The 24,547-nt window shown below is 67.2% G+C and carries 17 protein-coding genes; 6 read left to right on the top strand and 11 right to left on the bottom strand.

Features of this window, described 5'->3' with window-relative positions:
• Window positions 1-21: 21 nt before the first annotated feature.
• Both Q7X29_RS23450 and Q7X29_RS23445 read right to left on the bottom strand, forming a co-directional pair.
• Window positions 22-999 (bottom strand): hypothetical protein, encoded by a 978-nt coding sequence (locus tag Q7X29_RS23450; protein ID WP_316575417.1) that lies wholly within the window; start codon window positions 997-999, stop codon window positions 22-24.
• An 8-nt stretch (window positions 1,000-1,007) separates the two neighbouring features.
• Window positions 1,008-2,069 carry a radical SAM/SPASM domain-containing protein gene (locus Q7X29_RS23445; RefSeq protein WP_280306920.1) on the bottom strand — a complete coding sequence of 354 codons (1,062 nt, stop codon included), beginning with the start codon at window positions 2,067-2,069 and terminating at the stop codon, window positions 1,008-1,010.
• Between the two features lie 332 nt (window positions 2,070-2,401).
• Here Q7X29_RS23445 and Q7X29_RS23440 point away from each other — a divergent pair, with 332 nt between their 5' ends.
• The 3 genes from Q7X29_RS23440 to Q7X29_RS23430 all read left to right on the top strand — a co-directional run bounded on the left by Q7X29_RS23440 (window position 2,402) and on the right by Q7X29_RS23430 (window position 4,634).
• Window positions 2,402-3,175, top strand: coding sequence for a GntR family transcriptional regulator (locus Q7X29_RS23440; RefSeq protein ID WP_280306922.1), 774 nt, complete (start codon window positions 2,402-2,404; stop codon window positions 3,173-3,175).
• A 25-nt stretch (window positions 3,176-3,200) separates the two neighbouring features.
• On the top strand, window positions 3,201-4,061 hold the full coding sequence (locus Q7X29_RS23435) for an aldo/keto reductase (protein WP_280306923.1): 861 nt from the start codon (window positions 3,201-3,203) through the stop codon (window positions 4,059-4,061).
• 111 nt (window positions 4,062-4,172) lie between these two features.
• Window positions 4,173-4,634, top strand: a complete 462-nt coding sequence (locus Q7X29_RS23430) for an HNH endonuclease (RefSeq protein ID WP_316575416.1) — start codon at window positions 4,173-4,175, stop codon at window positions 4,632-4,634.
• A gap of 57 nt (window positions 4,635-4,691) precedes the next feature.
• Here Q7X29_RS23430 and Q7X29_RS23425 read toward each other — a convergent pair whose 3' ends face one another.
• Together Q7X29_RS23425 and Q7X29_RS23420 are read right to left on the bottom strand one after the other, a co-directional pair.
• Window positions 4,692-4,844 (bottom strand): hypothetical protein, encoded by a 153-nt coding sequence (locus Q7X29_RS23425; protein WP_316575415.1) that lies wholly within the window; start codon window positions 4,842-4,844, stop codon window positions 4,692-4,694.
• Window positions 4,845-5,881: 1,037 nt separating this feature from the next.
• Complete coding sequence (locus tag Q7X29_RS23420; RefSeq protein WP_280306925.1) at window positions 5,882-8,431, bottom strand: hypothetical protein; 2,550 nt, start codon at window positions 8,429-8,431, stop codon at window positions 5,882-5,884.
• Between the two features lie 178 nt (window positions 8,432-8,609).
• Between Q7X29_RS23420 and Q7X29_RS23415 the strand changes: the two genes are divergently transcribed.
• The gene (locus Q7X29_RS23415) at window positions 8,610-8,801 is read left to right on the top strand and encodes a hypothetical protein (protein WP_280306927.1); all 192 of its coding nucleotides are present in this window, start codon (window positions 8,610-8,612) and stop codon (window positions 8,799-8,801) included.
• A 475-nt stretch (window positions 8,802-9,276) separates the two neighbouring features.
• Complete coding sequence (locus Q7X29_RS23410; protein WP_280306928.1) at window positions 9,277-9,618, top strand: hypothetical protein; 342 nt, start codon at window positions 9,277-9,279, stop codon at window positions 9,616-9,618.
• Between the two features lies 1 nt (window position 9,619).
• Here Q7X29_RS23410 and mobF read toward each other — a convergent pair whose 3' ends face one another.
• From mobF to Q7X29_RS23380, 6 genes are all read right to left on the bottom strand, one after another.
• Window positions 9,620-15,556, bottom strand: a complete 5,937-nt coding sequence (gene mobF, locus Q7X29_RS23405; protein WP_316575414.1) for a MobF family relaxase — start codon at window positions 15,554-15,556, stop codon at window positions 9,620-9,622.
• Between the two features lie 344 nt (window positions 15,557-15,900).
• On the bottom strand, window positions 15,901-16,164 hold the full coding sequence (locus tag Q7X29_RS23400; protein ID WP_280303814.1) for a hypothetical protein: 264 nt from the start codon (window positions 16,162-16,164) through the stop codon (window positions 15,901-15,903).
• 196 nt (window positions 16,165-16,360) lie between these two features.
• Window positions 16,361-17,980, bottom strand: coding sequence for a hypothetical protein (locus tag Q7X29_RS23395; RefSeq protein WP_280303816.1), 1,620 nt, complete (start codon window positions 17,978-17,980; stop codon window positions 16,361-16,363).
• A gap of 386 nt (window positions 17,981-18,366) precedes the next feature.
• Entirely contained in the window at window positions 18,367-18,936 is a 570-nt protein-coding gene (locus tag Q7X29_RS23390) for a single-stranded DNA-binding protein (RefSeq protein WP_280303819.1), read from the bottom strand.
• Window positions 18,937-19,318: 382 nt separating this feature from the next.
• Complete coding sequence (locus Q7X29_RS23385; RefSeq protein WP_280303822.1) at window positions 19,319-21,109, bottom strand: ParB/RepB/Spo0J family partition protein; 1,791 nt, start codon at window positions 21,107-21,109, stop codon at window positions 19,319-19,321.
• Window positions 21,110-21,185: 76 nt separating this feature from the next.
• Complete coding sequence (locus tag Q7X29_RS23380; RefSeq protein ID WP_280303825.1) at window positions 21,186-21,431, bottom strand: hypothetical protein; 246 nt, start codon at window positions 21,429-21,431, stop codon at window positions 21,186-21,188.
• A 341-nt stretch (window positions 21,432-21,772) separates the two neighbouring features.
• Between Q7X29_RS23380 and Q7X29_RS23375 the strand changes: the two genes are divergently transcribed.
• On the top strand, window positions 21,773-22,897 hold the full coding sequence (locus tag Q7X29_RS23375; protein WP_280303828.1) for a DUF4238 domain-containing protein: 1,125 nt from the start codon (window positions 21,773-21,775) through the stop codon (window positions 22,895-22,897).
• A gap of 108 nt (window positions 22,898-23,005) precedes the next feature.
• Here Q7X29_RS23375 and Q7X29_RS23370 read toward each other — a convergent pair whose 3' ends face one another.
• On the bottom strand, window positions 23,006-24,433 hold the full coding sequence (locus Q7X29_RS23370) for a hypothetical protein (protein WP_280303831.1): 1,428 nt from the start codon (window positions 24,431-24,433) through the stop codon (window positions 23,006-23,008).
• Window positions 24,434-24,547: the final 114 nt, after the last annotated feature.

Genomic DNA, 24,547 nt, shown 5'->3' with positions numbered 1-24,547 from the left:
CAGGTGTTGTGGGCGGTAGGTTCAGGCGTCGGCCCAGCCGAGGCTGGGCACGACGGTGGGGCGCAGGTGCTCGGCCAGGCGCAGGTTGAGGAAGTCCTCCTTGTTGGCGCAGCCGGAAGCGGCTTCACACGGTGCCCAGGTGTTTTCACGCAGTTGGAGGTCGAAGTTGGGGTCGAGGACGTTGCCGTAGCGGTGGCGGCCGAGGGCGGCGTAGCGCGAGCACCGGTAGAGGTCGCCGTGGATGTCGATGAACACATAGTCCGAGCCGGCGCGGCACGCGCGATCCTGCGGTGAGGTCAACCCGACCAACGCGGCCTGGGTGAGTTCGGGGTCGCCACCGCAGGCCGCGACCGCGGCGAGCACGTCACCACCGGTGCGCAGCACCGGCACCGCGGCCGTGGTGTCGGTGCCGGTCTCTGTGTCGGAGGGCACTGAGGGGTCGTAGCCGAGGTCGACGTTGAACCGCAGGCCCGCGGCGTCGGCGGCGGCCTTGACTGCGGTGATGGTGGTGGTGTCGTGGTCGGCGAACAGCAGGGTGTTGACCACGACGAAGCAGCCGTAGGTGTCTTGGGCGAACCGGGCGGCGGCGATGAACTTATCGAGTGGCATCTGTCCGTCGTGCCAGGTCAGCCACAGCGACAACTTGCCGAGATTGGCCGTGGCCTCCAGTTTTGGCAGACGCCGTTGCAGCAGGGAGGCGTTCGATAGCAGTTCGACGAACCGGACGCCGGGTTGGCGGGTGAGCCACGCGGCGCGGTCGAGGAACACCGGGGAGGCGAACGGTTCGCCGAGCGTGCCGAGCCGGACATCGACCGGGAAGGGTCGGGTGCCGATCCAGTCGACGATGGCGGCGAAGTCGTCGCGGTCTTGCTCGGTGCGCCAGTCCTGGCGGTTGCTTTTGGCCCACTCGCCGGTGGAGACACAGTAGTCACAGGAGAAATTGCACAGCCGCTGGGCGGCGACGTACCAAATCCGCACGGGCCGTTGCATGTTCATCATCTGGTGCCTCATCCGAAGATGGCGATCGGCGCGAAGTCGCGCGCGGGAAAGTCGCGGGTTTGGTTGTGGCAGCGCCGGCACACGAAGTCGTCGGCGGCGGTATCGACGCCGAAGACCTTGCGGCGTGCGAAGACCGCGGCGTCGCTGGTCATCAGGTCGCGGATCGACCCGTCGGCGATGTTGCCGAACCGTTCGCGCTGGTAGTAGTCGTTGCAGCACAAGAACAGGTCGCCGCCGACGCTGAAGCTGGCGTGATGGACCGGGTACCCGCACCCGGTCAGTGGGCCGGTGATGTGCAGGTTCTGCGCGAACTCCCCACCGACGTCCCCGGCCCGATCGCACATCAGGTTCGCGGTGACCGTCGCGCCGAGCGGGGCGTAGCGGCGCCGTACCCCGTCGAGGTTGGCCGCGCCGCGCTCGCCGACACCGTTGACCCCGATCTGCACCGGCAGGCCGGCCGCGAGCGCGGCCTCGACATTGCGGGTGCTCGCGGCATAGCTGCGGGAACCGGTCAGGTCGGCGAACTCGACCGGGTCGTCACTGGGGAGGTTGACCACCAGCGTGCGCACCACCCCGGTCCGGGCCAGCAGTTCGATCTTCGGTGCGGTGAGCGCGGAGGCGTTGGTGTAGAGCGCCAACGGCATCCCGTACCGGGCCAGTACCTCGACGCGCTCGGCGAAGTGCCGGTCCAGGGTGGGTTCGTTGAAGAACTGGAACGTCACGTAGTCGATGCCGCCGTGGGCGACCAGCTTGGCCATGATCTCGCCGAACACCGCCATCGACATCGTCTGGCGCGGCTTGGGGTCGACCGCGACCGGGCAGCTTCGGCATCCCCAGTTGCAGTGGGCGGTGACCTCGATCTCGCCGGAGACCAGGTGGTAGTCCCGGCACAACTCGGTCGGGTCCTGGATCCACCTCCGCGTGACGGCTTCGTCCACCAGGGTGGCGCCGAACCGGTGCGCGAGCTCGGCGCGGTCGCGGGGACGGCGCGCGCAGGCGATGAGCAGGTCGAGCATGCGGGCATCGGTGTGCCAGTCGACGCGCCGTTCGAGCCCGACGATCCCGAACACGGCCCCTTCGCCGGGCGGGTCGCTGTGCGGGTCGGTCGGCCCGGACGTGTCTGAGAAATACCGAACCGGTGGCGGGGCGCCGGGATCGACGCGCGTCAAATACGGCGAGGTCTGTAGGGAGGTGGGAAGTCGAGTCATCGTGCCCCCTGAAATGCGCGTGCGGTCGCCCCCGGTCCGGGGTGCGAGTCGGCATTGAGCGGGGCGACCGTGCGTTGCGGTGGGCCCGCGAATGACGATCAACCGAATGTAAGCTCTGCCACACAAACAGTCAACCACTTTGCTAGCAAAGTGCTGTGCCGATTGTGCGGTGTGCTCCTGCTACCGTGACTTGCGTGGCTAGCGAAATCACCGACGAGCGGACAATCCAAACCCGGATCGCCGACGACATCCGAGCACGCATCGAACTGGGCGAATACGCCGCGGGCGACCAGCTGCCGACCTATGAGGACCTGCGCACCACCTACCTGTGCAGCACCGGCGTGGCCCGCAAGGCCATTGACTTGCTGCGCCAACAGGGCCTGGTCATCTCGCGCCAGGGCAAGGGCGTGTTCGTGCGCGAGCGCGCCCAGCCCAAACGCCACGGCATCGAACGCTATGCCCGCTCGCGATGGAAGTCCGGCGGGACCGCCATCCACGACGCCGAGGCCGGCGGGCAGGGGCTGTCGGTCAAACAGCTCTACCGCGAACTCGGCGAAACCCCCGCACCCGCGACCGTGGCGGCCGCGTTCGGCATCGCCGAAGGCGACCCGGTGTGGGTGCGTAAACGCACCACGGTGGTCGATGGCCGCCCGCACCAGCTCGCCGACTCCTACTACCCGCTCGATCTCGCGCTGGGCACCCTGCTGACCGAGGAGAAGTCCGGCCCCGGCGGCGGTTTCGCCCGCCTCGACGAGGCCGGTGACCCGCTCGATGAGATCAGCGAGGAGTGGAGCGCGCGCATGCCCAGCTCTCCGGAGTCGGTCGCGTTGCAGCTGCCCGGCGGCACCCCGGTCCTGGATTTGACCCGCGTCGTCTATGACACGACAGGCCGCGCGGTGGAGGTCATGCTCGCCGTGATCGCCGCCGACACCGTCCGTATGAGCTATCGCTTCCCGATCCCCGACTGAGAACCGCCCAGGTAGGAGACCAGAAATGTCGGCATCCGAGATTCCCGACGTCGTGCTCAACGACGGAACCACCATCCCACAACTCGGCTTCGGCGTCTTCCGCGTCCCCGACGACGAGGCACCTCCAGCGGTCGCGGCCGCGCTCGAAGCCGGGTACCGGGCGATCGACACCGCCGCCTACTACAAGAACGAGCCCGGAACCGGCGCGGGCATCGCCGCGTCCGGGATCCCTCGCGACCAACTCCACGTCACCACCAAGGTCTGGCACACCGACCTCGGCTACGACACCACCCTCGCCGCGGTGGACAAGAGCCTGGCCAACCTCGGCCTGGACTACCTCGACCTGTATCTGATCCACTGGCCGGTGCCGTCGCGGGAGCTCTACGTCGACACCTGGCGCGCGCTGGAGAAGATCAAGAGCGACGGCCTGGCCCGCTCGATCGGCGTCTCGAACTTCCCGCCGGCCCAGATCGAACGGCTTCTTGTCGAGACCGACACCGTGCCCGCGGTCAACCAGATCGAACTGCACCCCCGCTTCGCCCAGACCGAACTGCGCGACTTCAACGCCCGCCACGGGATCGCCACCCAGGCATGGAGCCCGCTCGGACACGGGCAGCTCCTCGACGACCCGACGGTCAACGCGATCGCGGCACGGCACGGCAAGACCGCGGCGCAGATCCTGCTGCGATGGAATCTTGAGCTCGGCAACATCGTGATCTCGAAATCGGTTACGCCGCAACGAATCCGGTCGAACATGGAGGTCTTCGACTTCGAGCTGGCCCTCGACGACCACGACCTGCTCGCGACCCTGGACACCGGCATTCGCACCGGCCCGGACCCGACGGTCTACGGCGCCGTGCCCAGCGGCACCACCACGTCGGCCTGATCGACCGCGACCCGGCCGTTGACCAGTTCGGCACCGCCCGGTCCCGCCGACGGTGGGTACGTCAAGCGCGTATGTGTGTACTGCGGGCAACCGGTTCGCAGCAAGACCGGCGTGGATTTCCACGTTTCGTGTCGGCGACGTGAAGCCGAGCGGTCGGCGCGCCGCGAGGAGAGGCGAGCTGCCGGTGAACCTGCGGTCTGCGTGCAGTGTGGCGGTGAAATCAACTTTGACCAGGGGTTCAGTGGGCGGTGCCAGGACTGTCGAGAGCGGCTACGCTACATCCCCAAGCCGCTGCGCAGCGCCCTGGTCGCCCGCGGTGCCCGGTGCGTGTACTGCGGTGCCAAGGCGATGTGTATCGACCATGTTCGACCGATCGCCTACGGCGGCGACAGCTCACCGGAAAACCTGGAACCCTGCTGCGCGGACTGCAACCTGGACAAGAACTGCCAACCGATCGCGCGATGGTTCACCGGCCCCGAGGCCACACCGGTCGGGCGCCGAGCCATGGCGTACAGCCTGGCCCGCAGCGCGAAGGTGGCCGCGGAGTGGACGCGGCTGACTGGGCAGCCCTGACCGGCAAGTTCTGCCGCCCCGGCGCGAATCGGCGGGGCGGCAGAACGTCAGGGTCGGTTACTCCTCATCCTCGTAGTCGTCATCGTCGTAGCCGTCGTCGTTGCGATCGGCGGCGGCCTGGGCCCGATCGTCGAAGCCCGACGTGGCGGTAGGACTGCTCGGGTCGGCTGCGGCTGCCGCCGAGATCCGGTCGGCGTCGTCGTGGCTCATCGATCCTTTACTCATCGCGTACCTCCGATGTGGTGGCGGCTCCGGGCATCACCGGCGTGCGACGGGCGCTCGGGCAGCCGGATGGGCATGACTGGGTTGTCGTCGGCCGCGCGGTCATAGACTCGCGCTCCGACTCCCGGCGTCGGCAAAGCCTGACGCGAGCCTGGAGCAGCCGCAGCTCGTTGAGCCGGGCACCACCAAAGGTCGGTGCCATCTCGTAGAGAGGAAGTACGACTGGTGTCCGGCCGCGACTACACCATCACCAGTTCCCAGCTGACCAGCGGCAGGCAAAGCCGGTCCCGGCCGAAACTCCGGCCGGGACCAACCTTCCTCGATTGCGCTGGTCCCCAACCCACTTTGGGGCACCGCTCACGCTACCGGCTGGTGTGACCTGCGTAAACGACCATGGCCAGGGGTGTCGGCGGACAGTTCTGGTATGACCGCGGAGGCCGCTGATTCTGCTCGACCTCACGCGACCCGATGGCCTCCCAGTTCGACTTGTGCGCTGCGTGTCGATCAGGACGTTGTTCACCGGCTCGATGATCGGGGGCCTATCGGCCGACCAGGGATCTGTCTCGACAGTGCGGCGGCCGCAGCCCAGCGAGATGTGCGGATGCTATTTCACTGCCACCTGTATCCCGGCGCCGTAGGCCTTTCTCAAAATAGTGACCACACCCCTACGACCAGCACTGATGTCACGTCCCCATCCGTCAGGAAACCGGTCGGGAGCACCGACTCAGCCCCGGTGCCCATCCGCGACTGGACACGGTGTCGAACTCCTCGGGCGGCCCGATGTGGAGACCGGGCCGCCCCTAAGACACCCGGTGTCACGACCGCAGAACCGCACGGGGAGCGCCACGTCGAATCGCCGCTGTTCCAACGACGGTTTCCACCGGTTCCGCGCACCCTTGGCCACGAATCGTGAGTATCGGACGTTAGAGAGTCATGGCAATCGTGGCCGACACTGCGATAACGTGCGGGCCTCCTGGCACGTTTGACGCCTCCCGTTCGCTGTCGTAGCCGAGATGGATCTCGAATCAGGCCAGATCGCTCCACGACCACGGCTCGGCAGGGCAAGGGCTTCCATCTTCGGGTTTGCGGCCGAATCGGAACCGATCTCCCTGGCCTGGCGAGACTTTCAGATATGAAGGGCGCGGGCGGAATGATTCGAGCTGAGGAGCTCGCTCGGTGGCGGCTTCCACCTTCTTGATTGGTGATGGTTCCGCCATCTGCGGATCAGGCCCTTCGCTGGTCTTGGCTCGTAGCTGAGCCAACACCTCGGCAGCTCGGTGCGAATTGCTGAGTCCGAATTTGGCGGCGATCCGCTGCGCGAACGCCTCGACGTGCCTGTCAGTCTCGACGTGCCTGTCAGTACGGAACAGCAGTTCCTCCAGTAGAGCCGATGCCTGCCCCGGGTCGTTGAGGACGAATTCTTCGGCAATTCGTTCGGACAGTGGCGACACATGGTCAGACGGGGTTAGTGAACGCCGCATCCATTTCAACAATAGGGTCACTGCCGACAGGTTGTTGATGTCGACCTGGCGGGCAGCTCGCTTGGCCAGTACATCCGCTTGTTCGTGGGCACCCAACATCTGCAGCTGGAACACCAGGCCGCTAACCCAATGAGCATTGGCGTCAATGTCGTAGAGAAGGACATCGGCGCCAGCACGCCGAGCCAGGGCAAATTGCTCCTCGTAGGCTCCGACCTGCGGTAGCTGTTCCAGCAGCCAGCAGACCCCCCGTGCATTGTCGAGCACGGGCTGTCTGGCGGCTCGCTCGGCGAGCGCCCACACTGACCCGGCGCCTAGTTTCCGCAACACTCGCAGCAGCGAAGCCAGGTCTTCGGACGGAATGTAGGGAGGTAGAGCGTGAGCGGTAGCTCGCTCAGCTAAGGTCCTCGCCTGGTCGCGCGCGTCTGTCCTGCGCAAGTGCTCGAGTAGCCTGGCCACCCACCCCAAGTCGTCGAAGCCCATACGAGTGACCACCCAACTCGCGGGGCGCCGATCGCGAGGGAAAATCGCGTGCAGTTCGGTGACGAGGTGGTGAGCAGCACCTGAGTGACCACGGCCTGCGGCGTTCTTCCACAGTTGCGCGGCCTCGCGATACAGGCCGAGATCACATGCTGCGTCACCGAGATCGTATTGCTGGTCGGGGTAGGCGTGCGCTGCGGCGGCGGCCCAGAAACTGAGCGGTGGTATCAGGCGCGAGCGACGACGGCGACCGTACTGATCGAGGTATTCAGCTAGCTGATACGCAGGCTCCGCCGTACCCCCGCCGTAGGTCTTTCGGCTATCTCGTAGGCGGTCGTAGGCGGAGGTGAGTGGCCCTCGTGTGCCTTTGCAGGAACGACTGGTCTCGGCCACGGAAACTTCGAACCAGTTCTCGGCCCTTTCGGCCCATTGGGCGTCGCTGAGGTAGTCACGTGCGGCATCGCTCAGCAACGCAGCCGGGATAGCGTTGATGTGCCCTAGCCGTCCTAGCCGTACCGCGTCCATTGCGACTTCGATCAGCGCCCGCGAAGCATCCGTAACCTGATACCTGTAGCGGTCGATAAGCTCCGGACCGCCGGCGAGGTACTGTGCTACCTCTCCGTTCACGGCGCGGTCACAGGCCTGCGCCAGCCGGGGATCCTGTTCGGCCGCTAGGCGCATCGCTGCCAGATCGTCCCCTGTAAACGCCGCTGGCACCTCGATGATCGTCTCATGGTTGAATAGGCGGCGGGCAGGTGAGCCAGGATCGGCGCACAGCGCGGCGTAGTGCTCGCGCCAGAGACTGCCCAAGACCAGGATCGGTGCCCGACGTGGGTCGGAGAGCGTTGCGTCGAGGATATTGGCGGTGGCCTCCTGCTCCTCGGCGCTAACCGAGAAGAATCGCTGGGTTTCGTTGAGCCAGACCACGGTGTGCGGGCCGACGTTCTTCAGCGAGGCAACCAATTCCTGACGGCGGGTCGGATAGCGCGGGTGCCACAGCCTCCACTCGCTCTGCGGCAGCATGGCCAGCGCCTCCCACAGTGCGCGCGTCTTACCCGTCGACGATCCGCCCAGCATCACCGCGATCGCGCTCTCGCCGCCGATCGCGCGCTGCACGACCGCAGCCAGCCGCTCGTCATGTGGGCGAGTCACGTACGGCGGCAGTGGCGGCAACTTGCCCGCGTGATCGGCGGTGATCAGCGCGTGCACTTCGAGAGCGAATGGGTCTTCTACTTGAGCAATCGGCACACCGACCGATTCGCTCGTGGCCGGGACTTCGATGGCGGCGGCCTTTCGGTTGGCCGCTGTGGCCCGTGCAGCGGCCTCGCGGCGCCGCTCCCATTCGTTCTTGGCCTGAACCATCTCGCGGTCCGGTGTGTCTGAACTTTCGAGCAGATACCCGATCACGCAGGTGTAGCCGCGCCCCTTGCGCGGGACAACGCGATCGGTGTCCTTCTCGCCCAGCCACCCCTGGATCGTCTTCGCTGGAACCGTCCGGCCGATGATTCGCGTGGTCACCGCAGACAAATGCTCAGCGCTCGGTTTGCCCGCCCGGGCGTGCAACCGGTCTAGCGCGGCGAAGAAGCGATGGTCGGCGTCGTCTCTCTTCCCCGTCACCGACAGCGGGTTCCTTGCGGCCCGCGCTCACCGCCACGGTGGCGAGTCGCAGCGACTCGCGAATTCGTTCGTGCCTGCATAGAGGCACTTTAGCCCTTCCTCGGGAAGCGTTGCGGGGCATCGGATCGGATGCACTGGAACCCGGGAAATCACTACGAGATCGAACGGGAGCATTCCGATGACCATCCCCACCAAGGTGCTGCTGCTGGTAGGCATCGCTCTACTCGCGGTCATCGCCGGGTTCGCCGCCGGGGTACTGGCCTACGCCAACGGTGCCACCGCGCTCGCGAGCATGCGTGAAGCCGCGATCGGCTTCGGAGCTAGCCTCACTTTGTTCCTCGCCTTCATAACCGTCTACACCCTGCTCTGATCCACAGCACAGACGACGCCGCGCCGCTCCTACCTCACAGGGGTGGCGCGGCGTCGTCTGTGCTGTGTCAATAGGCCCCGAAATGCTTCGTGCAGTCCCGGCATCCCGTGATCTACCTGGGGCCGCGATCTGTGACGCCGGCACCCGCCGAAAAGACGCCGGAATTCACTGGCACAACCAGACAACAACGCTGCCGGCGGCGATGAGCAGACCGAGACGGAACCACCCGCGTGCTGGCCGAGACACGCACGCAGATCCCCGCTACACCTGGCCTACGACCTGCGTGGCCTGTTCACCGCCGCCCCCCACCCCGCTACCGGCCCGGCTACCCGACCGCGCTGTTCACCACCGTGAGCGAGCGCATCTGTCTCGACGGCACCCAGTCCGTGCTCGACCTCGGGTGCGGCACCGGCCAGATCGCGCTGCGCCTGGCACCGCTGGTCGCCCACCGGTACGCGGTCGACCCGATCCCCACATGCTCGACGAAGGAGCCGCGCTCGCCGCCACCGCCGAGATCGACAACATTAGCTGGCGCGAGGGCGACTCCTACCACCTCGACACCCTCGACCTGCCGGCTCTCGATCTGGTCACCATGGGCGCCAGCTTCCACTGGACCGACCGAACCACCCTGCTGGACGAACTCGACCAGCGCCTCACCCCGGCCAGTGCGGTCGTGCTGGCCAACGGCGGACCCCAGCCACCGCCACCGCACCGCCCTGGCACGACGTCGTCACCGCAGGGCGCACCGCCCACCTCGGTCCGCAGCGCTGCGCCGGCACCGTCACCTACATCCGACACCTCGTGTCGTATGTTGTAGGTCACCGGCCGAGGTCGGTTCCCGGTCTCGGCTTGTTTCCGTCGGGGTCGGTGTTTCGGTCTGGGCTGAAATCCTCGGCTGTTGAGCTGAGTCCAGCTCGTGCGTAGTCCTCGCGTTGTCGTTGCGGTGGTGAGAGGGTTCGTCGTCTCTGTAGTTCTGCGCGGTGGTCAGCGAGTGCGGAGCCGAGGCCGTCGTGTAGCGCCACGGCTGCTTGCTCGCGTTCGGTGGCAGCGCTGCTGGCTGCGCGTGCTTGTTCTGCGAGACGGCGGTGTTCGTCCTCGGTGGCGGCGTGTTCGGCGCGGGCGAGTAGGTCGTTGGCGTGACGGTTCGCTGCCCGTGCGGCGTTTCGGATCCGCTCGTGCGTTTCGCTGCGCTCGCGGTGTTCGCGGACCAGGGTGTTGATGTGGGCCTGCAGGGTCTTCCGCTGGCGGCGCCGCGTCACTGGCAGGGCGTCGAGGTCCTCTCGTGCGGTGTCGAGCGCGTTCGCGGTGGTGTGAAGCGCTCGGACAGCGGTGTCGAGTTCATGGGCGTGCCGGTGCGCGGACAGTTGTGCGTCCTCGGCGGTTCGCCGAAGTTCGGCCACGACCGGATCAGGCATAGTGGCCACGTCGTCACGGCGAATCGGGGCGAAGATCTCGGCTTCGGCAGCGATATTGCTCAGCCGCTGAGTAAGCCCATCGATCGCCTCGGCGAGCTCGCGATCCGAGAGACGTTGCAGGGGATCCAGGACTGGGAGTGGTTGTTCGCGGATCGGGTTGTCGGTCAGCCATTGCTCGATGAGTCTGCGACCGACCTGATCGAGTGAGCGCCAGTCGCGGCGCAGCATCGCTAATGCCGTCGGCGCAGGGTGGGTTTCGGCGATGTGTGCGCAGCGTGCGGTGAGGTGCACTGCGGGGTTGTGTTCGGGGATGCCTGGTCGTTCGTTGTCGCGGCAGTCGTGGCATAGGCCGTCGTCAGAGATCCTGGGCGGCACGGGAGAGCTCGCACTGCCGGGACGCTCGATGCTGCAATCGACACACGGAAGACCGACGATGGCGGGTATCGCGGCCAGGTCGTAGTCGATCGGATAACCAACCGCTGCCGCTCGGTCGCCGTTCGTCGCCGCCAGATTGCGGTTGTCGTGCGTGTCGGGGTCGGCAAGGTAGGTGTCGACCACGTCGTTGCCCGCGGCCCGGATCGGGTCGAGAACAGCCGGTGTGATCGTGGGGTCGACGCGTTCGCGGTGGTCGTAGACGGGCCGGGTGCGGTCGTGGTCGGGTTCGGTGTCACGGCGGAAGGTGCGCGGATCTGTCGAGGGTGTGCAGGCCTGGATCAGCGCCTGGTGTTGCGGGAATTGTTGGGCGGCCCAGCGGAGTCGGGCTTGCGCGACGGGGAAGCTGTACTGATAGAGAGTTTCCGAGACGGCGGTGAGAATCGCCTGTTCATCGTCGGACAGTCCGGTGTTGAAACTGCGGAACTCAGCGACAGCGTCGGCGACTCGCCCGGTCGCGAACAATTCGGCGATGCGGTCGATGCCGGTGGGCTGGTCGCTATCGGTGGGTTCGCTGATAACGGCGGCGACACGAGCATCTTCGGCTTCGGGCTGGGTCGGCTCCGCTGTAGCGACGGTGGGCGTGGGTGCGCTATCGACGTCCGGTGCGATCGGTTCAGGCGTTGCCGGTTCTGGGCGCTGGGCAGGTGATGTTGGTGTCGGCGTGTGGTGGTGCAGCGCGTCGATCCGCCAGGCCAGAGCGGCAGCGAGTTGATCAGGACGCAGCGGTGCGGCGTCGTCGGGTTGGGCGCCTTGGAGTAGTTCGTAGGCGGTGAAGAGCAGGTCGCGGGGGGACCAGGTGTTGGTGGCGCGTTCGACGGCGGCGACGACCCGAGGCCAGGCCGGTTCGGTGGTGAGGTGTTCGGCGGTGTCGGTGCCGAGGACGGCTTCGAGGTCGGGTAGCCAGTCGGGTCGGAGGGGGTCGGTGCCGGTGGTGTCGAGGGCGGATGGTTCCAGTTCCAGGCGCGCCCACAAGGCCGCGGCGGGCATCTCGTCAGGTAGTGGTCGTTGTGCGGCGGCTTCGGTGAGCAGGGTGGTGATGTCGAGTCCGGCGCGGTCGGCGAGGTCGATTTTGTCGGCCACGATCGGCCACAAGGTGTCGGTGCTGATTCGCGGATCGATGTCGTCGACGACCTCGGCCCACCGATTGCGGGGCAGGGTCGGGTCGCCGTAGGTGTCGATGACGCGTTGTTGCAGGCGTTTCTGGTGCAGGCGTTCGAGGTCGGTGTAGCGGTCGGGTCCGGCGGGTCGGGTGTCGGTGTCGGGGACACCGAGTCCGGCCCGCCACACCGCGAGCTCACCCAGCAACGCGGGATCGGTCCCGAGCAGTGGCCGCGTCCACGCGGGTACATTGCCCGGCGTCCACCGTCGCGCGGAGTCACGGATTTGTTCGGCAAGAGCGGCCACAATCCGTTCGCGGGCCCGAACAGGTTCGGTGAGAGAGTCATCGGTGACGCCGTGGGGTAGTCCCGGTGTCCAGGGCAGTGGTCCTGTGCCGGCGGAATGGGCGCCTGTCGGGTCGAGTCGCCAGTCCAGCACCGCAGCGGGATCATCGGCGGTGTCGAGTTCCCGTTTGCTTGCGGCGGTTCGGAGTGCGGCGATGGGGTCGGCGCCGGTGAGTGCGATCAGGGCCAGGTGCTGACGCAGGACCGGGTAGGCGGGGCTGTCGGTGAGGTCGGGGTGGATGGTGTCGGCAGCATGGTCGAGTTCGGTGAGACGGTCGCTGCCGAGGGCCTGTTCGGCAGCCAGGCCGAGGGTATCGAGGTAGATATCGACCGCCCGCCCGATGCGCAGTGCCGGATCCAGGGCGTCACGAAGTTCGGTGTGTGCGGATTTCTGGGCCCCGTCGCGCGCCAGAACGCGCTGTAGAACTTCTACCGCGGTGCGTGGGTAGACGGCGGGTTCGGTGTAGATCGAGCCTTCGGCGCCGTCGAGGGCGGTCGCGACGTGCGCGTGGTTGGCGTGGATTCCGCGGGTCATCGCGACGTAGAACTGTTGGCGGGATTCGCGCCCGGACAACGCGACATGGCAGGTTTCGGCGGTGATTCCCTGCGCGGAATCGATGGTCGCGGCGTATCCGAGGTGCACTTGGGCGCGCACGTACTCGGCCGGGAGCCGTACGGTGTTGTCGCTGTCGGTGCCGCCGCGTCGATGCGCCACCGTCAGTGAACCGTCTTCGTGGACGGCGGTGATGGTCCAGGAGTAGCCGTTGCGAACCCAATCCGTCTGGCCGAAACGCAGCTTCGGGTTGTTGCGTCGGGTACGCACGGTGTCACCGACAGAGCCGCAAAGCCCGTCCGCGAGGACCACTTCGGTCTCTGGTTTCGTACCGGTTCGGGTGAGTCTGTCGGCGCGGGCGCGGGCGTTGAGCGCGGTCACGACCTCGTGGGTGGGCGCCAACATGACCGCATACCGACCAGCGTTATGGTCGGCGGCCCAAGCTGTGTAGGTGTCGTCGTAGACCGATCCGGTGTGCCCGGCGTGGATGCGGTCGTTGTCCAGATACCAGGCCAATGCGGCTGGGTCGCCCTCGCGCAGCCCGATCGACGCGGTTGCTTCGCCGGTGGAGGCGAACCGGACGACGTGGGACAGCGTCAGGGTGTGTTCGGGGGAGGCGGCGTTCATGTCGGCGTCGGCGCCACCGGCGTCGATCGCGGGCAGTTGCTTGTCGTCGCCGATGCAGCGCACCGTGGCCCCGCGTCGGGACAGGAACCGCAGCAGTTGCAGGCGTTTGGTGTTGCCGAGTTTGACGTGCTCGTCGACGATCACCAGCGTCGTGTTGTCGATATCGAGGACCCATTGCGGCAACGACGGCGGATGATCCCGCATCATCGTGGGCGAATCCGGGCGGGGGGAGTGGCGGTTGAGGACGTCGAGCAGCTTGTCGACGGTCTCGGCACGAGTACCGATCGACTCCCCCAGAACAGCGGCCGCCGCGGCCGTGGGTGCCATCCCGAGGACGGTGCCGCCGCTGGAATGCCATGCGCTGGTGAGAACTTGCATCGCGGTGGTCTTACCGGTGCCGGCCGGAGCGTTGGCGGTATGCACCCGCAACCCCGACGTGGCGAAGGACGAGATGACACCGACCTGGCCGGCGTTTAGCGGCCGATCAGGATGCGCGGTGTTGTATTCGGTGACCGCGTCGGCCAGCAGTCCGGGGGCCAGGGTGCGGGCGCCGGGTTCGATGGACAGTTCGATGAGTGCGGCTTCGACGTCGAGAGTGGTTTGGGTGGTGTAGATCTGGGAGTTCGGACGAACGTGTACCGGGGTGCCGTCGCGGTGGTGCAACCAGGCTGGCACCGCTCGCAGCTCGGGTTCTTCGGTGAGGTCGGGATCACCGCGCGCGACTGTAGACCGCGGTGAGAGGGCGGCGGCGACGACTTTGTCGGGAACCCAGGCCCAGTCGGCGGGGCTGATCCGGCCGCGGAGCTGGCGTTCGACCTCGGCCCGCAGGTTGAACGGACGCCACGTCGAGCGCCTCTCCGACACGGCGGCCAGCGCACGTTCGGCGGTGGCGGCGATGAACGCGGCGTCCGGATCCGGACGCGGTATCGGTGGCACCGACACCGCGGCCACTATCACCGCGTCAACTGGCTCACGGCCACCGAGCACCGTGGTGGCTTGTTCCCGCCAGGTTTGCCGTTGCTGGGTGTGTGATTGCGGGAGGTGTTTGGCCGGGCGGGTTTCCAGCGTCGCCCGATCGGCCAGGCCGTAGACCTCTTCGGGGGTGGGTTCGCGGCCGAAGGTTGCCTGGAAATCGGCGGTGAGCTGGTCCAGGCGCGCGTTGATCGCGGTACCGCGTTGCGACCAGGCGTGGATCAGTTCTAGAGGGACACCGATGACTTCGCGGATCGGGACCTGGTGGACGTCGCGGTCGGCACGGGTTTCGAACTGCAGACCGAGGGCGAGTTCGAGGTAGTGCTCGAGGCGGGAGTCATAGATCTCCGAGACCGTGACGGCCGCTTCATGGAACAGACGTGAGTCGATCGTGCGCCATTTACCGTCCAGGGTGCGGACTTTGTTGGCGACTAGGACGTGGGTGTGCAGGTCGGGATCGCCTGCGCGGCTGTCGCGATGGGTGAAACAGGCCGCGACGATGCCATCGACTTCGGCGTGGCGGACGCCGTTGCGGCCCAGCCGGGTGATCACGGCGTTGCGCTCCAACCACGCCAACGCATCACTGATCGCGCGCTGGTGGGCAGCCTCCAACCGCCGCGCCATATCCGGTGGTCCCAACGCCCACAGCACAGACACACTCTTCACGGGGGAGAAAGTGATCTCGAGACCGGCTAGCGCGGTCTGGTTGACGCGCGAGTTCTTGGCGACCCAACCCGACAACTCTCTCGCGTTCAGGGGTGCGCGACCGTACTCGTCGGTGAACATTTCGGTCGCCACGTGTGTGCGAATGCGTGCGCGTTCGTCGTCGGAAATGGCGGCAGTGGGTTCCATATTCCGTGCTGAATTATGTGCACGATAGGCCTGAGAACAACGCTTCCGATACTCCGAACGAACCTCATAGGCGGCGAACTTGTTGCCCAGTTTCGTTGCCTTCTCGGCCGCTCGGGTGGCGTCACGGTCGCTTGCGCCGAGCGCGATCTGGCGTGCGTAGACCTCGGTCCTGATCTGCTCGCTGTTCGGGTGAAGACCTTCCCCGAACAGCGATTTCATCTGGGACTCGGTCACTTCCGACCCGGCCGTGAGGTCGAGTGCGCCCAGTCCGGTGCCGTGCCAGCGTCCGGGTGCTTCACCATGATCGGAGTAGTACTGCGACAGCGATGACCGCCCGCGAGCGGTTCGGTCGTTGGCGGCGGTTTGACGCAGATAATATTGATAGCCGTTTCCCGCGGCGACTCGATGAATAGTCGCGACCATACCTCCATGAAGCATCAATGAATTATGTTGCCGCAAGCGACAATTAATTCGGTTCGACAACTCTGGGCAACGATGGACAACTATCGACACGGGCGTTATCGGATCGTTATCCGAGATGCCAGATGTCTGCCCTTTGAAAAGGTGCGGAGAAGAGGATGTGTGGGGGTGATGGGGGTGAAAGCGGGGGGGCGATCGTCAGTGTGCGGTGCGCGGAGCGTGAGGTTGCGGGTGCGTAGGTGGGGTGGCGTAAGCGATAGGTGGTCGCGGGACATGGAAGCGGAGGGGAGGTGACCGGCCATATTGCCGAGGGCGGGCCCGCGACCGTCGCGGCGGGCCCGCCCACGGGACCGGGCGCGGCCGCAGCCGCAGGGCGCGTTCGTTCAGTCGGCTGGGAGCGCGTCCCATGACCAGGGTGTGCAGGCGTAGCGGCGGTGGTCGATGGTGACGATGTCGCCGACCGAGAGGGATCGGTGGCGGTGTTGGTACCAGCGGCGCGTGTGCTCGACGTCGGCGGGGTGGGGGTGGTCGTTGAGTGCGGCGAAGATGCGGTCGAGGACCGCGAAGTCGTCGGCGTCGCTGGGATTGTCGAGCAGGAACCGATCAGCCAACAGGTAGGGGTCACCGGGTCGGTGACCGTAAATCATCGAGCGAGGATCGGCCGCCAGGTGGACGGTGATCATCACCTGAGTGAGGCGGCGCCGACGTTGACGGAGGAACCGGCGGCGAGCGCGGGTGTGACGGGCGCGGTGAAACACGGGCGGGCCTCCTCGAGGTGAAGCGCAGTGGCTGGAGCACCGCGGATCTGGCGGTGCCCCAGCCGACTACGTGCTGGGGGGTGGGTCAGGCGGCGACGAGTCGACGCTCGCGCGGTGTGGGGATGTGCAGGCCGAGGTGGACCCGGCACTGTGTGCAGAACCCGTCGTCGTGAACGGGGGTGTAGCGGGTGCAGCCCTCACACCGGCCGGGCCGCTGGCCGGGCGGCACCACCGGTCCGCGGCGACGCTTCGACGCGGTGGGTGCCGAGATGTACTCAGGATCAGCATCGTCTTCGACCTGTGGCGGGGCGCCGGGCAGGTCGGGGTGGGCGGCCAGGAACTTGTCGATCACTGCGATCAACCATTCCGGTGCCCGACGGCACACCTCGGTGATCAACCTGTAGGCGGCGTCGTGGTAGTGCTCGACGAAGTAGGTGCAGTAGGCGACGGCGAGATTGGTGACGGTGAACCCGTCGGGGAGTGCGGGCAGGCCGGTGCGGTTGTCGCTGCGGCAGTAGTCGCAGAGCCCGTCGTCGCTACGCATCACCCCGTCGCGGACGTGGATGGGGCGTTGGTCGGTGGTGGGGCGTTCGATGAAGCACGACACGCACCGCCATCCGGCGACCGGGGTCATCGCGGTGGCGAAGTCGTCGAGACCGTTGCCCTGGAACACGAACCCCTCGCGTCGGTCGGCGCGTGAGCGCAGCCCAGTGCGTTCGGCGGCCCAGGCGTGGGAGTGTTCGGGGGACTTCACCGTTTCACCGGCCAGGGCGCGGTCGTGGTCGCGTTGGTCGGCGACGTGCACGCAGTATTGGTGATCCCACATCGCCTCGGACAACTCCGCGGGCAGCGGCGCACGGTCACCGGGGCGTCGCGGAGTCCACCCCCGCGGCGCACCGGCGGTGAAGGTGACTCCGCGCGCGATCAGCTCAGCCCATCGTTGGCGCAGGCGGGCTTGCTCGACTACATCGGTGTCGACGAACAAGCTCTCCCGCATATACGCGGTGACCTCGGCCGGTTCCGGCTCGGCAGGGCGACGCTTGCCCCGTGCAAGGACGCGGGCCCGGATCTGCTCGGGGTCCAGGCGGGCGGCGTCGATGCGGCGGGAAGCGGGCATGGTCAGGCGCGGCAGCGGGTTGCGCCAGGTCCGGATGGATTGGCGGGGCATCTCGGCGGCGGCGAGCTGGACCTGAAACTTCGCGAACTCCTCGGCCACGCTGGTTTTGTTGGTTCGGGCGCGGGTTTCGATGAGCTGGGCCAGGGCGTGGTTGTCGTGGGAGTGCAAGCCGGGGTCGGTGTCGGGCACCAACCGCACCAACCGTTCGCGTTCGGTTTCGTCACCGGCGGACCAGCGGGCGCGCAGACGTAGCAGCGCGGACTCACGTGGGTAGAGGGTGAAGCACTCGACCATGAAGTCCAACAGGTCCCAGTCGGCGTCGGTCGCCAAGTCCAACGCGGGCCGGAACATGGTGATCGCGGCTTTGCGGTCGGTGTCGAAGGTGAGTTCGATCGCTTCGATCGCATCCAGGAACGACCTCGTATCCGGCACCGCCGTCACCGATTTGGTGGCGGGCTCGTCAGATGGCGGCTTGGCGCCGGTGACATCGGAGGCAGACAGAGTGAGATCGTGCCAGTCGAACCCGGGCTCGACACTGTATGTGGCGAGCGTGGTCGTGGGGGAGACGGTGGATGCGTGAACGGACACAGCTGTTCTCCTGACTGTGGATGGCGAGGATAGTGCGGCACCCAGGCGCGCTGGAACTGTCACGCTTTTCGCGAAATAGGGGTGCCGGGCTGGGGTGGGCCCAGCCGAGGGCTGTTCACCAGGACAGCGGGCGACACGACGGCGGGAACGCGCCAATTTGCGTGCGGGGGCGAATTCCCCGCGCACACCACCGGACCGCGGCCATCGCTGGGTCGGGCGCGGGGGGTTCGTTTCCGCCGGGCGCGGGCCCGACGGCGTGGCGCACGATGGCCTGGTAGCCCTCGAGCGGCTGGGCCCATCCCAGCACGGTGCCCCGACCCACCACCTACCTCCCCGCTCGCCGCCGCAGCGGTATGGCAGAACCGGGTCAGGTCACAACGGGTCAGTCACAACGGTGGTTGTCCGAAAGCACTCACACCGACACCGGCCAGCGCCGGCTCGGCCCACGCCTGACTGCCCCTGGCCGCCGGGGCGGAGGAGACCCACGGATCAGAAGCATCCGCGCGGGGCGCAGCTGCGGTGGAGTCGGCGGTGCGGGTCGCGCGGGTCGTCGTGGTGTCGGCGCCGAAGCCGTTGCCGTTGTTCGGTCTGCGTCCGGTGCGGGTTACTTGGGCCTGGGCGAACCGCAAGCTCGGGCCGACTTCGTCGACCTCGAGCTCGAACACGGTGCGTTTGTCCCCGTCTCGGGTTTGGTAGCTGCGTTGCTTGAGCCGGCCGGCGACGATGACGCGTGCGCCCTTGGTCAGCGACTCGGCGACGTTCTCCGCGGCCTCGCGCCAGATGTTGCAGCGCAAGAACATCGCCTCTCCGTCACGCCACTGATTGGTGTTGCGGTCGAACACCCGCGGGGTCGACGCGACCGTGAAGTGCGCTACTGCATCACCAGCGGGTATGAAAGTCAGCTCGACATCGGAGGTCAGATTCCCGATGACAGTGATGACTGTGTCACCAGCCATGACGAACTCCTTCGTACAAGTAGAGGGGTGGGTAGGACTGATCGACAAGCGCTGGCGCGGGTACGCGAGCGTTCCTCAGCGATGTCGGATCGGATTGGTCCGGAGGTGGATTCGCGCTCTGACGGCGCCAGGCCGGATGGCTCGGATGCGCGGGCGTCTCGACAAGACACCAACATGTGCTCCCGTCCATGAAGTGCTGTGAACTCGAGGAGCAGTCACCGGATCCGTGTGTCCGGCGCGACCCGGCCCGCAACAGCGACCCGGACGGCAGATGAGATGAGCCGGGGTTCGGGCACGCGACAGCCCAACGGCGCGACAGCAGCGGCGCTATCGTGAGCGGGGCGGTCCGAGTCGTCCCCTTCGATCCGGACCGCCCCACCGATCACGCCGCCGGCGCGAGCTGCTCGTCCACCGAGACGTCGTGCTCGCCGACGGTGCCCTCCTCACCGGTCACGACCTCAGTCCGATCCTGATCGAGAGGGATGGTGCGGTAGTCGAGATCGCCAGCGGCAGCGAGCTCGACGTCGACGAGCCGGAACTGCTCAGTCTGATCGCTGCCGCGCCCACGACCGGCCAGGTGTTCACCGACCGCGGCGAGGAAATGCAGGTAGGCGGCGACGGTGTTGCCCTGCCAGGCGTGGGTGCGCCAGCAGTCCTTGTCGAGGGTTGATTCGTGGGCGGCGAGTACGAGCCCGAGGGTGATGACCCACGCCCTGCCTGCCACGGCTGATGCTGCGGTGTCGGTGAGACCGGTGCTGGTGTCGGCGTTGAACAGCGTCAAGGCCAGTGTTCGGGCGCGGGTTCCGCCGAGCAGGGTGGTGTCGCGCGCCAGTGAGGTCGCGACGAGCTCGGCGCTGCCCGGCGGTGGAGTCCGCAACGCCAGTACCCGGGTCAGGAACTCCAGCCGCCGCGTCTTCGCGGCGGCGCCGCGTTTGTTCAGCTCGATCACCCGGCGCCGCTCCTCACGTTTACGGGCGCTCTCGGCTGCCGCGTGTTCGGCCGCGACCCGGGCACGATCGCCGCCGCCGTCGTCGTCATCGGGGCGGTCATCGCTGGTTTCGAGGTCTCGCCGGTGCAGCTTTGCGGTGTCGAGCTGGTCGACGGGCAGGTAGTAGCTGGGCATCCACATGTCCCGGTACACCAGACCGGTGACGCTGCGCAGCCCGTCAGCGGGTTCGATGCCCGGGTGGTCGGCGTCGAAATCGACGGTGTCGGGGTCGATGACCTCCCCGGTGTCGGGGTCGACGAGTTCGGCGTCCTCGACCAGATCCATCGCCACCGCCCACCGCCGCGGGTCGGCATCGATCATCTCGACACTGACCGGTCCGGCGGCGGCATCGACGAGGTCGTCGACGGGGACATAGGTGTCGTGGTCGACATCGACGGAGTCCACCTCGAGGATCGGATGCCCGGCCGCCGCGAAGGGCAGGGCCGCCGTGAGACGGTCGCGGCGTCGGGCGCGGTCGGCGGCGATCAGCTCGGCTTCGTAGTCGAAGTTCCACCGCACCGACGACAGCTTCTCCACCGCGGCGTGATCGCCGAGCTGTTCGTATCCGGCGATCACGGTGAGCTGGTCGAGACTGAACTGACTGGTGTCCAACAGGTTCCGCGCGGTGCTCGATCGACCGATCTTTCCGGCCTTGCGAACCCGCGCGGTGTCGGTTTGCAAGCCCTCGGCAATGCGGGTGGCGGTGGCACCGAGGTCGAGCATGTAGGCGACCCCGGCCGCGCGCGCGGAATCGGTCAACTCGATGCGCCGGTCGTTGAGGTTGATCTGATCCAACGCCCGCTCGATCAACCGTTCCGGATCATCGATCGACCGGTCGGTGGCCTCGATGTAGACGGGGACCTTCGCAAGACCGAGGGTGCGGGCGATCAAGGCGCGGACCTGGCCGTCGATGACCACGACGTGTCCGTCGGGGCCGCGCTGGGCCAGGATCGGATCGCGCACCCCGAACCGGCGGATCGACTCGACCTCTTTCGGGTGGGCGTCGAGATCGATCTGGTCTTCGGGACGCACGTTGTGGCCTATCACCAGATCAGCCGGGTCCATGCTGACGGCCTCGGCGGCCGCAGGCAGCGGCGCGAGCACGGCGATGGGTTGGTCGGTGCCGGGCGTGGGATCCTGTTCCAGGTCAGCCGAAGCGTCGGGCTCGATGGTGGTCGTGGACACGGAAACTCCTTGCGGTAGAAGACGACAACGGCGCGACCACCAGCTGGAGCCGGGGGTGCGCGTGAAATGAACGGGGTCAGCTGGTGGTGCGGGAGCGGCGGGCGACGTTGAGCGAGTACAGCTGCAGCGCCCCGGTCTCGTCGGGGCGGTAGGTCCAGTACCGGCCTCGCCAACCTCGGAACTGCTCGCGCCAGGCCTCGGTCACCGGGTTGTCGGCGAGTGCGGTGACGGGTCCGGCGGTGCCGAGGTGCTCGCGTCCGGCGAACTCGGTCCGTGAGATCGACTCCACGGCGGTGGCATCGATCGCGGGTGTTGTGCTCATTCGGGGCTCCTGTCGGTCGGGGGGTGATCGGGTCGTGTGCGCGGTGCGGTGGCCGACGACCACCCGGTTGAGGGTTACGCTGGATGTTTGCTGGTGCCGTGGTGTGGAAGGGGCGTGGTGATGGCGAGGAGCCGGTGAGTGGGTTGCCGCGGTACGCGCCGATGCTGACCGCGGCGGGTGCTCTGCCGGTGGACGACGGGCGATGGGCCTTCAAGCTCAAGCACGGCGGGATCCTTCACTGAACTTGGCAAGCTGACCGCGCGATGGAAGGCCGGGGGATGCCGCGGGGGTAGGGGGAAATCAGTCGAATTCCGTCGGAGCCTGGTGGTGCAATGGTCGCCATGGCAAAGCTCGACGACGCGTGGCTCAAGACGGTGGATCGCTTCGGCAAGGTCGGATCCCGGCACCACGTGATCCCGAGGTTGGTGTTGAAGCGGTGGGCCGACTCGAACGACCAGGTTTGGGTGAAGTCCAAGCACGACCGCCAGGAGGGCATCCGCGGCATTCGCGATCTCGCGATCAAGGACTTCTACACCTTCCTCGCGACCGATGGACAGCTCGACGCCACCTTCGAGGAAGTCCTGACCGTGGTCGAAGACCGCGCCGCGACGGTGCTGACACGGATCAACAGCCCGTTCGTCGCCGACATCGTCCTGAGCCCTCAGGAGTACGCGCACCTGGCGCAGTTCGTCGCGTTCCAGATCGTGCGCAGCCCTCGGCGCCGACGTGAGTACGAGCTGATGGTCGACTGGTATGCCAAGACCTACGCCGCTGGGTCGATGCCGGGCAGGATCTCCGAGGACGATCTGCGCACCCTCGAGTTCCTGCCACATCAGAACGAGCACCTCGAACAACTCGGGGTGAAGGCTGACGCGCTGACGGAGGTGCTGATGACGCGCCCCGTCGCACTGGTGAGCATCGACCGCCCGCTGTTCTGGGCCGGAGACGAAATGGTCATCCTCAACACTGCCGGTGACCCCGTTCACCACCAGCCGGACTGCGCGATGACCGACGAGGAGTTCCAGCGAAAGCTCGAGCGCGCGCGGGGCAAGAAACGTCGTCAGCGCGGACGCGAAGTACGCAGGCTGCTGCACATCTACACGACCCAGCCCCGCGACATCGAGGCCGCGCTGGAAATCGTGATGCCGATCAGCCCTCGCACCATCCTGTTGTTCGGACCGGCGACGCAGGACTGGCGCGGGGCGGTGGACCGGGACCGGTTGCAGGGCGAAGACGCTGATCGCTTGGCCGCGTGGGTCAACGACAACATCACCCGCTACTCCCTGGATGTGATCGTCGGCCGCCGCGACGACCCGCTGTTCCGAAGCTTCCCGATCCCCGACCGCGCATCGCTGCTGGCAGTCTGCGGGCCCGCCGGCGCAGCGCGGGACGCGGTGATGTCGGTTCCGAAACGCCTGCGGCCACGGCGCCTAGACCGCCGTACCGATCTGGACCCGATCGAGTAGCCGCGCGGGCACCCCGGGCACCGTGGACCCGAAGGCGAAGAACCACAGCGCCTTCCGTTGGCTGCCCGGGGCCCGGCGGCGAAATCTCCGGGCCCGGGGCTGGTCGGTTTATCTGCGGTGGCGGGCGGTTTCGAGTTGGTCGCGGGCGAAGGTAGTGCCGTGGGGCCAGTCTGTGGTGAGCAGCTCCAGGAGGCCAGGGCTGTCGCTGTCGTAGCGGGTGGTGGCTGGTGCGGTGACGTCGTCGAGCAGGGAGGCGGTGAGCCGGGCCAGGGAGTTGGTGCCGCTGCCTGGGTAGCCCCAGTTGATTCCGGGGGCGTCGCGGCGTGGGGCCAGGTGGATGGTTCCGTCGGCGAGTCGGATCCAGATCGGCTTGTCGAGTGTGAGTGCGGCCAGAGCGCTGGTTGTGGGTAGCCGATGCGGGACCGCGGCGACGATCTGTCCGGAGGACAGGCGTACTGCGGGCGCGTCGGTGGCGGGATCGGTTAGGTAGTCGGTGACCGTGTCGTCGCTGTGGGTGAGGTGCCCGAAGAGGATCTCGAAACCTGCTGAGACAGTGCAGGGTTGCAGGCGGGCGGCCCATTCGGCGCCGAGTCCCTGGCTGGGGTCGATGCGTTCGGCGGCGGTGTAGGGGAATCCGTCGTTGTGTCCGGAGGCCAGGACCGCGCGCATCGCGTTGCGGGCGAGGGTGTCGGTGCGCGCGGCGATATTGAGCCACCCGTCGCGCAGTACGACCTCGTCGAGGTCGGCGGGTTCGGTGACGGCCGGGCTGGTCGCGGCGAGTTCGGTCCAGTGCGCCATATCTAGTTCGGTGGTGATGATCTTGATCGTCTGCGCGACATCGCGCCCGGCGCGGTAGCGGGCGTCGGCGGCGAGGTGTGTTAGGACGGCGTGGGCGGTGGTATCGGCGGGCAGGGTGGCCGCCAGCTGTAGTAGGGGCGTCGGGTCGGGTGTGACCAGGGAACTGGCGATCTCGACCGGTTCGTCGCCTGGGCGCCAGCGGCTCATAGCCGCGGCGTCGCGCAGTCCGTAGGGCCAGTACGGTGCCCGACCGCCCAGGACCAGTGCGAGTTCGGGCCAGACCGGCCCGTCGGCGTCGAGGTGTTCACCGCGCTGGTCCAGGACCCACAGCGACGGCCCGCGCAGCCCGAAGTCGTGACGAACCTTGACCACCCGCGGCACCGGGGGCGTGACTTTCGCCGCTTCGCCTCCGGCCCACCCGGATTCGTAGGCAGGCGCGGTCGGCCACAGCAACCGCAGGATGATCCCGTGCACGGTCCAGTCCTGGATCACCCCGCCCTCGATCGCCTGTGTGCGGGACAGGATCGCTTCCCCGCGCGGCCAATACCGCAGCGGCACAGTGGCAGCTGCCTGCGGGTTCTGGGTTGCGAGCCACTCCCACACCTGATCGGCCGGCCAACGCGTAACGCCGGTGGCGTCGGCCTCGCCTGCGGGGAACCCCGGTGCGCGCAACCAGCGCCGCTCGGCACCGAACACCTTCTGCAGCTCATCGCGGTTCAGTCTGTCGATCTCCCACATGGGGCACCCCTCTTTGTCGACGCGCCGAAAAACCTCTCCGGCAAGGCAATCCGATTGATCAAGCCTGACACAGGATTAGAGCAGTAGGCTCCGACACGATCGGCTGTGGCGTGT

The sequence above is a fragment of the Nocardia canadensis genome (genome assembly GCF_032656385.1).
Classification (GTDB): Bacteria; Actinomycetota; Actinomycetes; order Mycobacteriales; family Mycobacteriaceae; genus Nocardia; species Nocardia canadensis.
The sequence above is the reverse complement of the archived record's forward strand: the minus strand, read 5'-3'. Positions and strand labels throughout refer to the sequence as shown.

Coding starts and splice junctions, on each gene's coding strand:
- Q7X29_RS23450 (WP_316575417.1), bottom strand. CDS start 999: ATGATGAACATGCAACGGCCCGTGCGGATTTGGTACGTCGCCGCCCAG.
- Q7X29_RS23435 (WP_280306923.1), top strand. CDS start 3,201: ATGTCGGCATCCGAGATTCCCGACGTCGTGCTCAACGACGGAACCACC.
- Q7X29_RS23425 (WP_316575415.1), bottom strand. CDS start 4,844: ATGAGCCACGACGACGCCGACCGGATCTCGGCGGCAGCCGCAGCCGAC.
- Q7X29_RS23415 (WP_280306927.1), top strand. CDS start 8,610: ATGACCATCCCCACCAAGGTGCTGCTGCTGGTAGGCATCGCTCTACTC.
- Q7X29_RS23410 (WP_280306928.1), top strand. CDS start 9,277: ATGCTCGACGAAGGAGCCGCGCTCGCCGCCACCGCCGAGATCGACAAC.
- Q7X29_RS23400 (WP_280303814.1), bottom strand. CDS start 16,164: ATGATTTACGGTCACCGACCCGGTGACCCCTACCTGTTGGCTGATCGG.
- Q7X29_RS23390 (WP_280303819.1), bottom strand. CDS start 18,936: ATGGCTGGTGACACAGTCATCACTGTCATCGGGAATCTGACCTCCGAT.
- Q7X29_RS23380 (WP_280303825.1), bottom strand. CDS start 21,431: ATGAGCACAACACCCGCGATCGATGCCACCGCCGTGGAGTCGATCTCA.
- Q7X29_RS23375 (WP_280303828.1), top strand. CDS start 21,773: ATGGCAAAGCTCGACGACGCGTGGCTCAAGACGGTGGATCGCTTCGGC.
- Q7X29_RS23370 (WP_280303831.1), bottom strand. CDS start 24,433: ATGTGGGAGATCGACAGACTGAACCGCGATGAGCTGCAGAAGGTGTTC.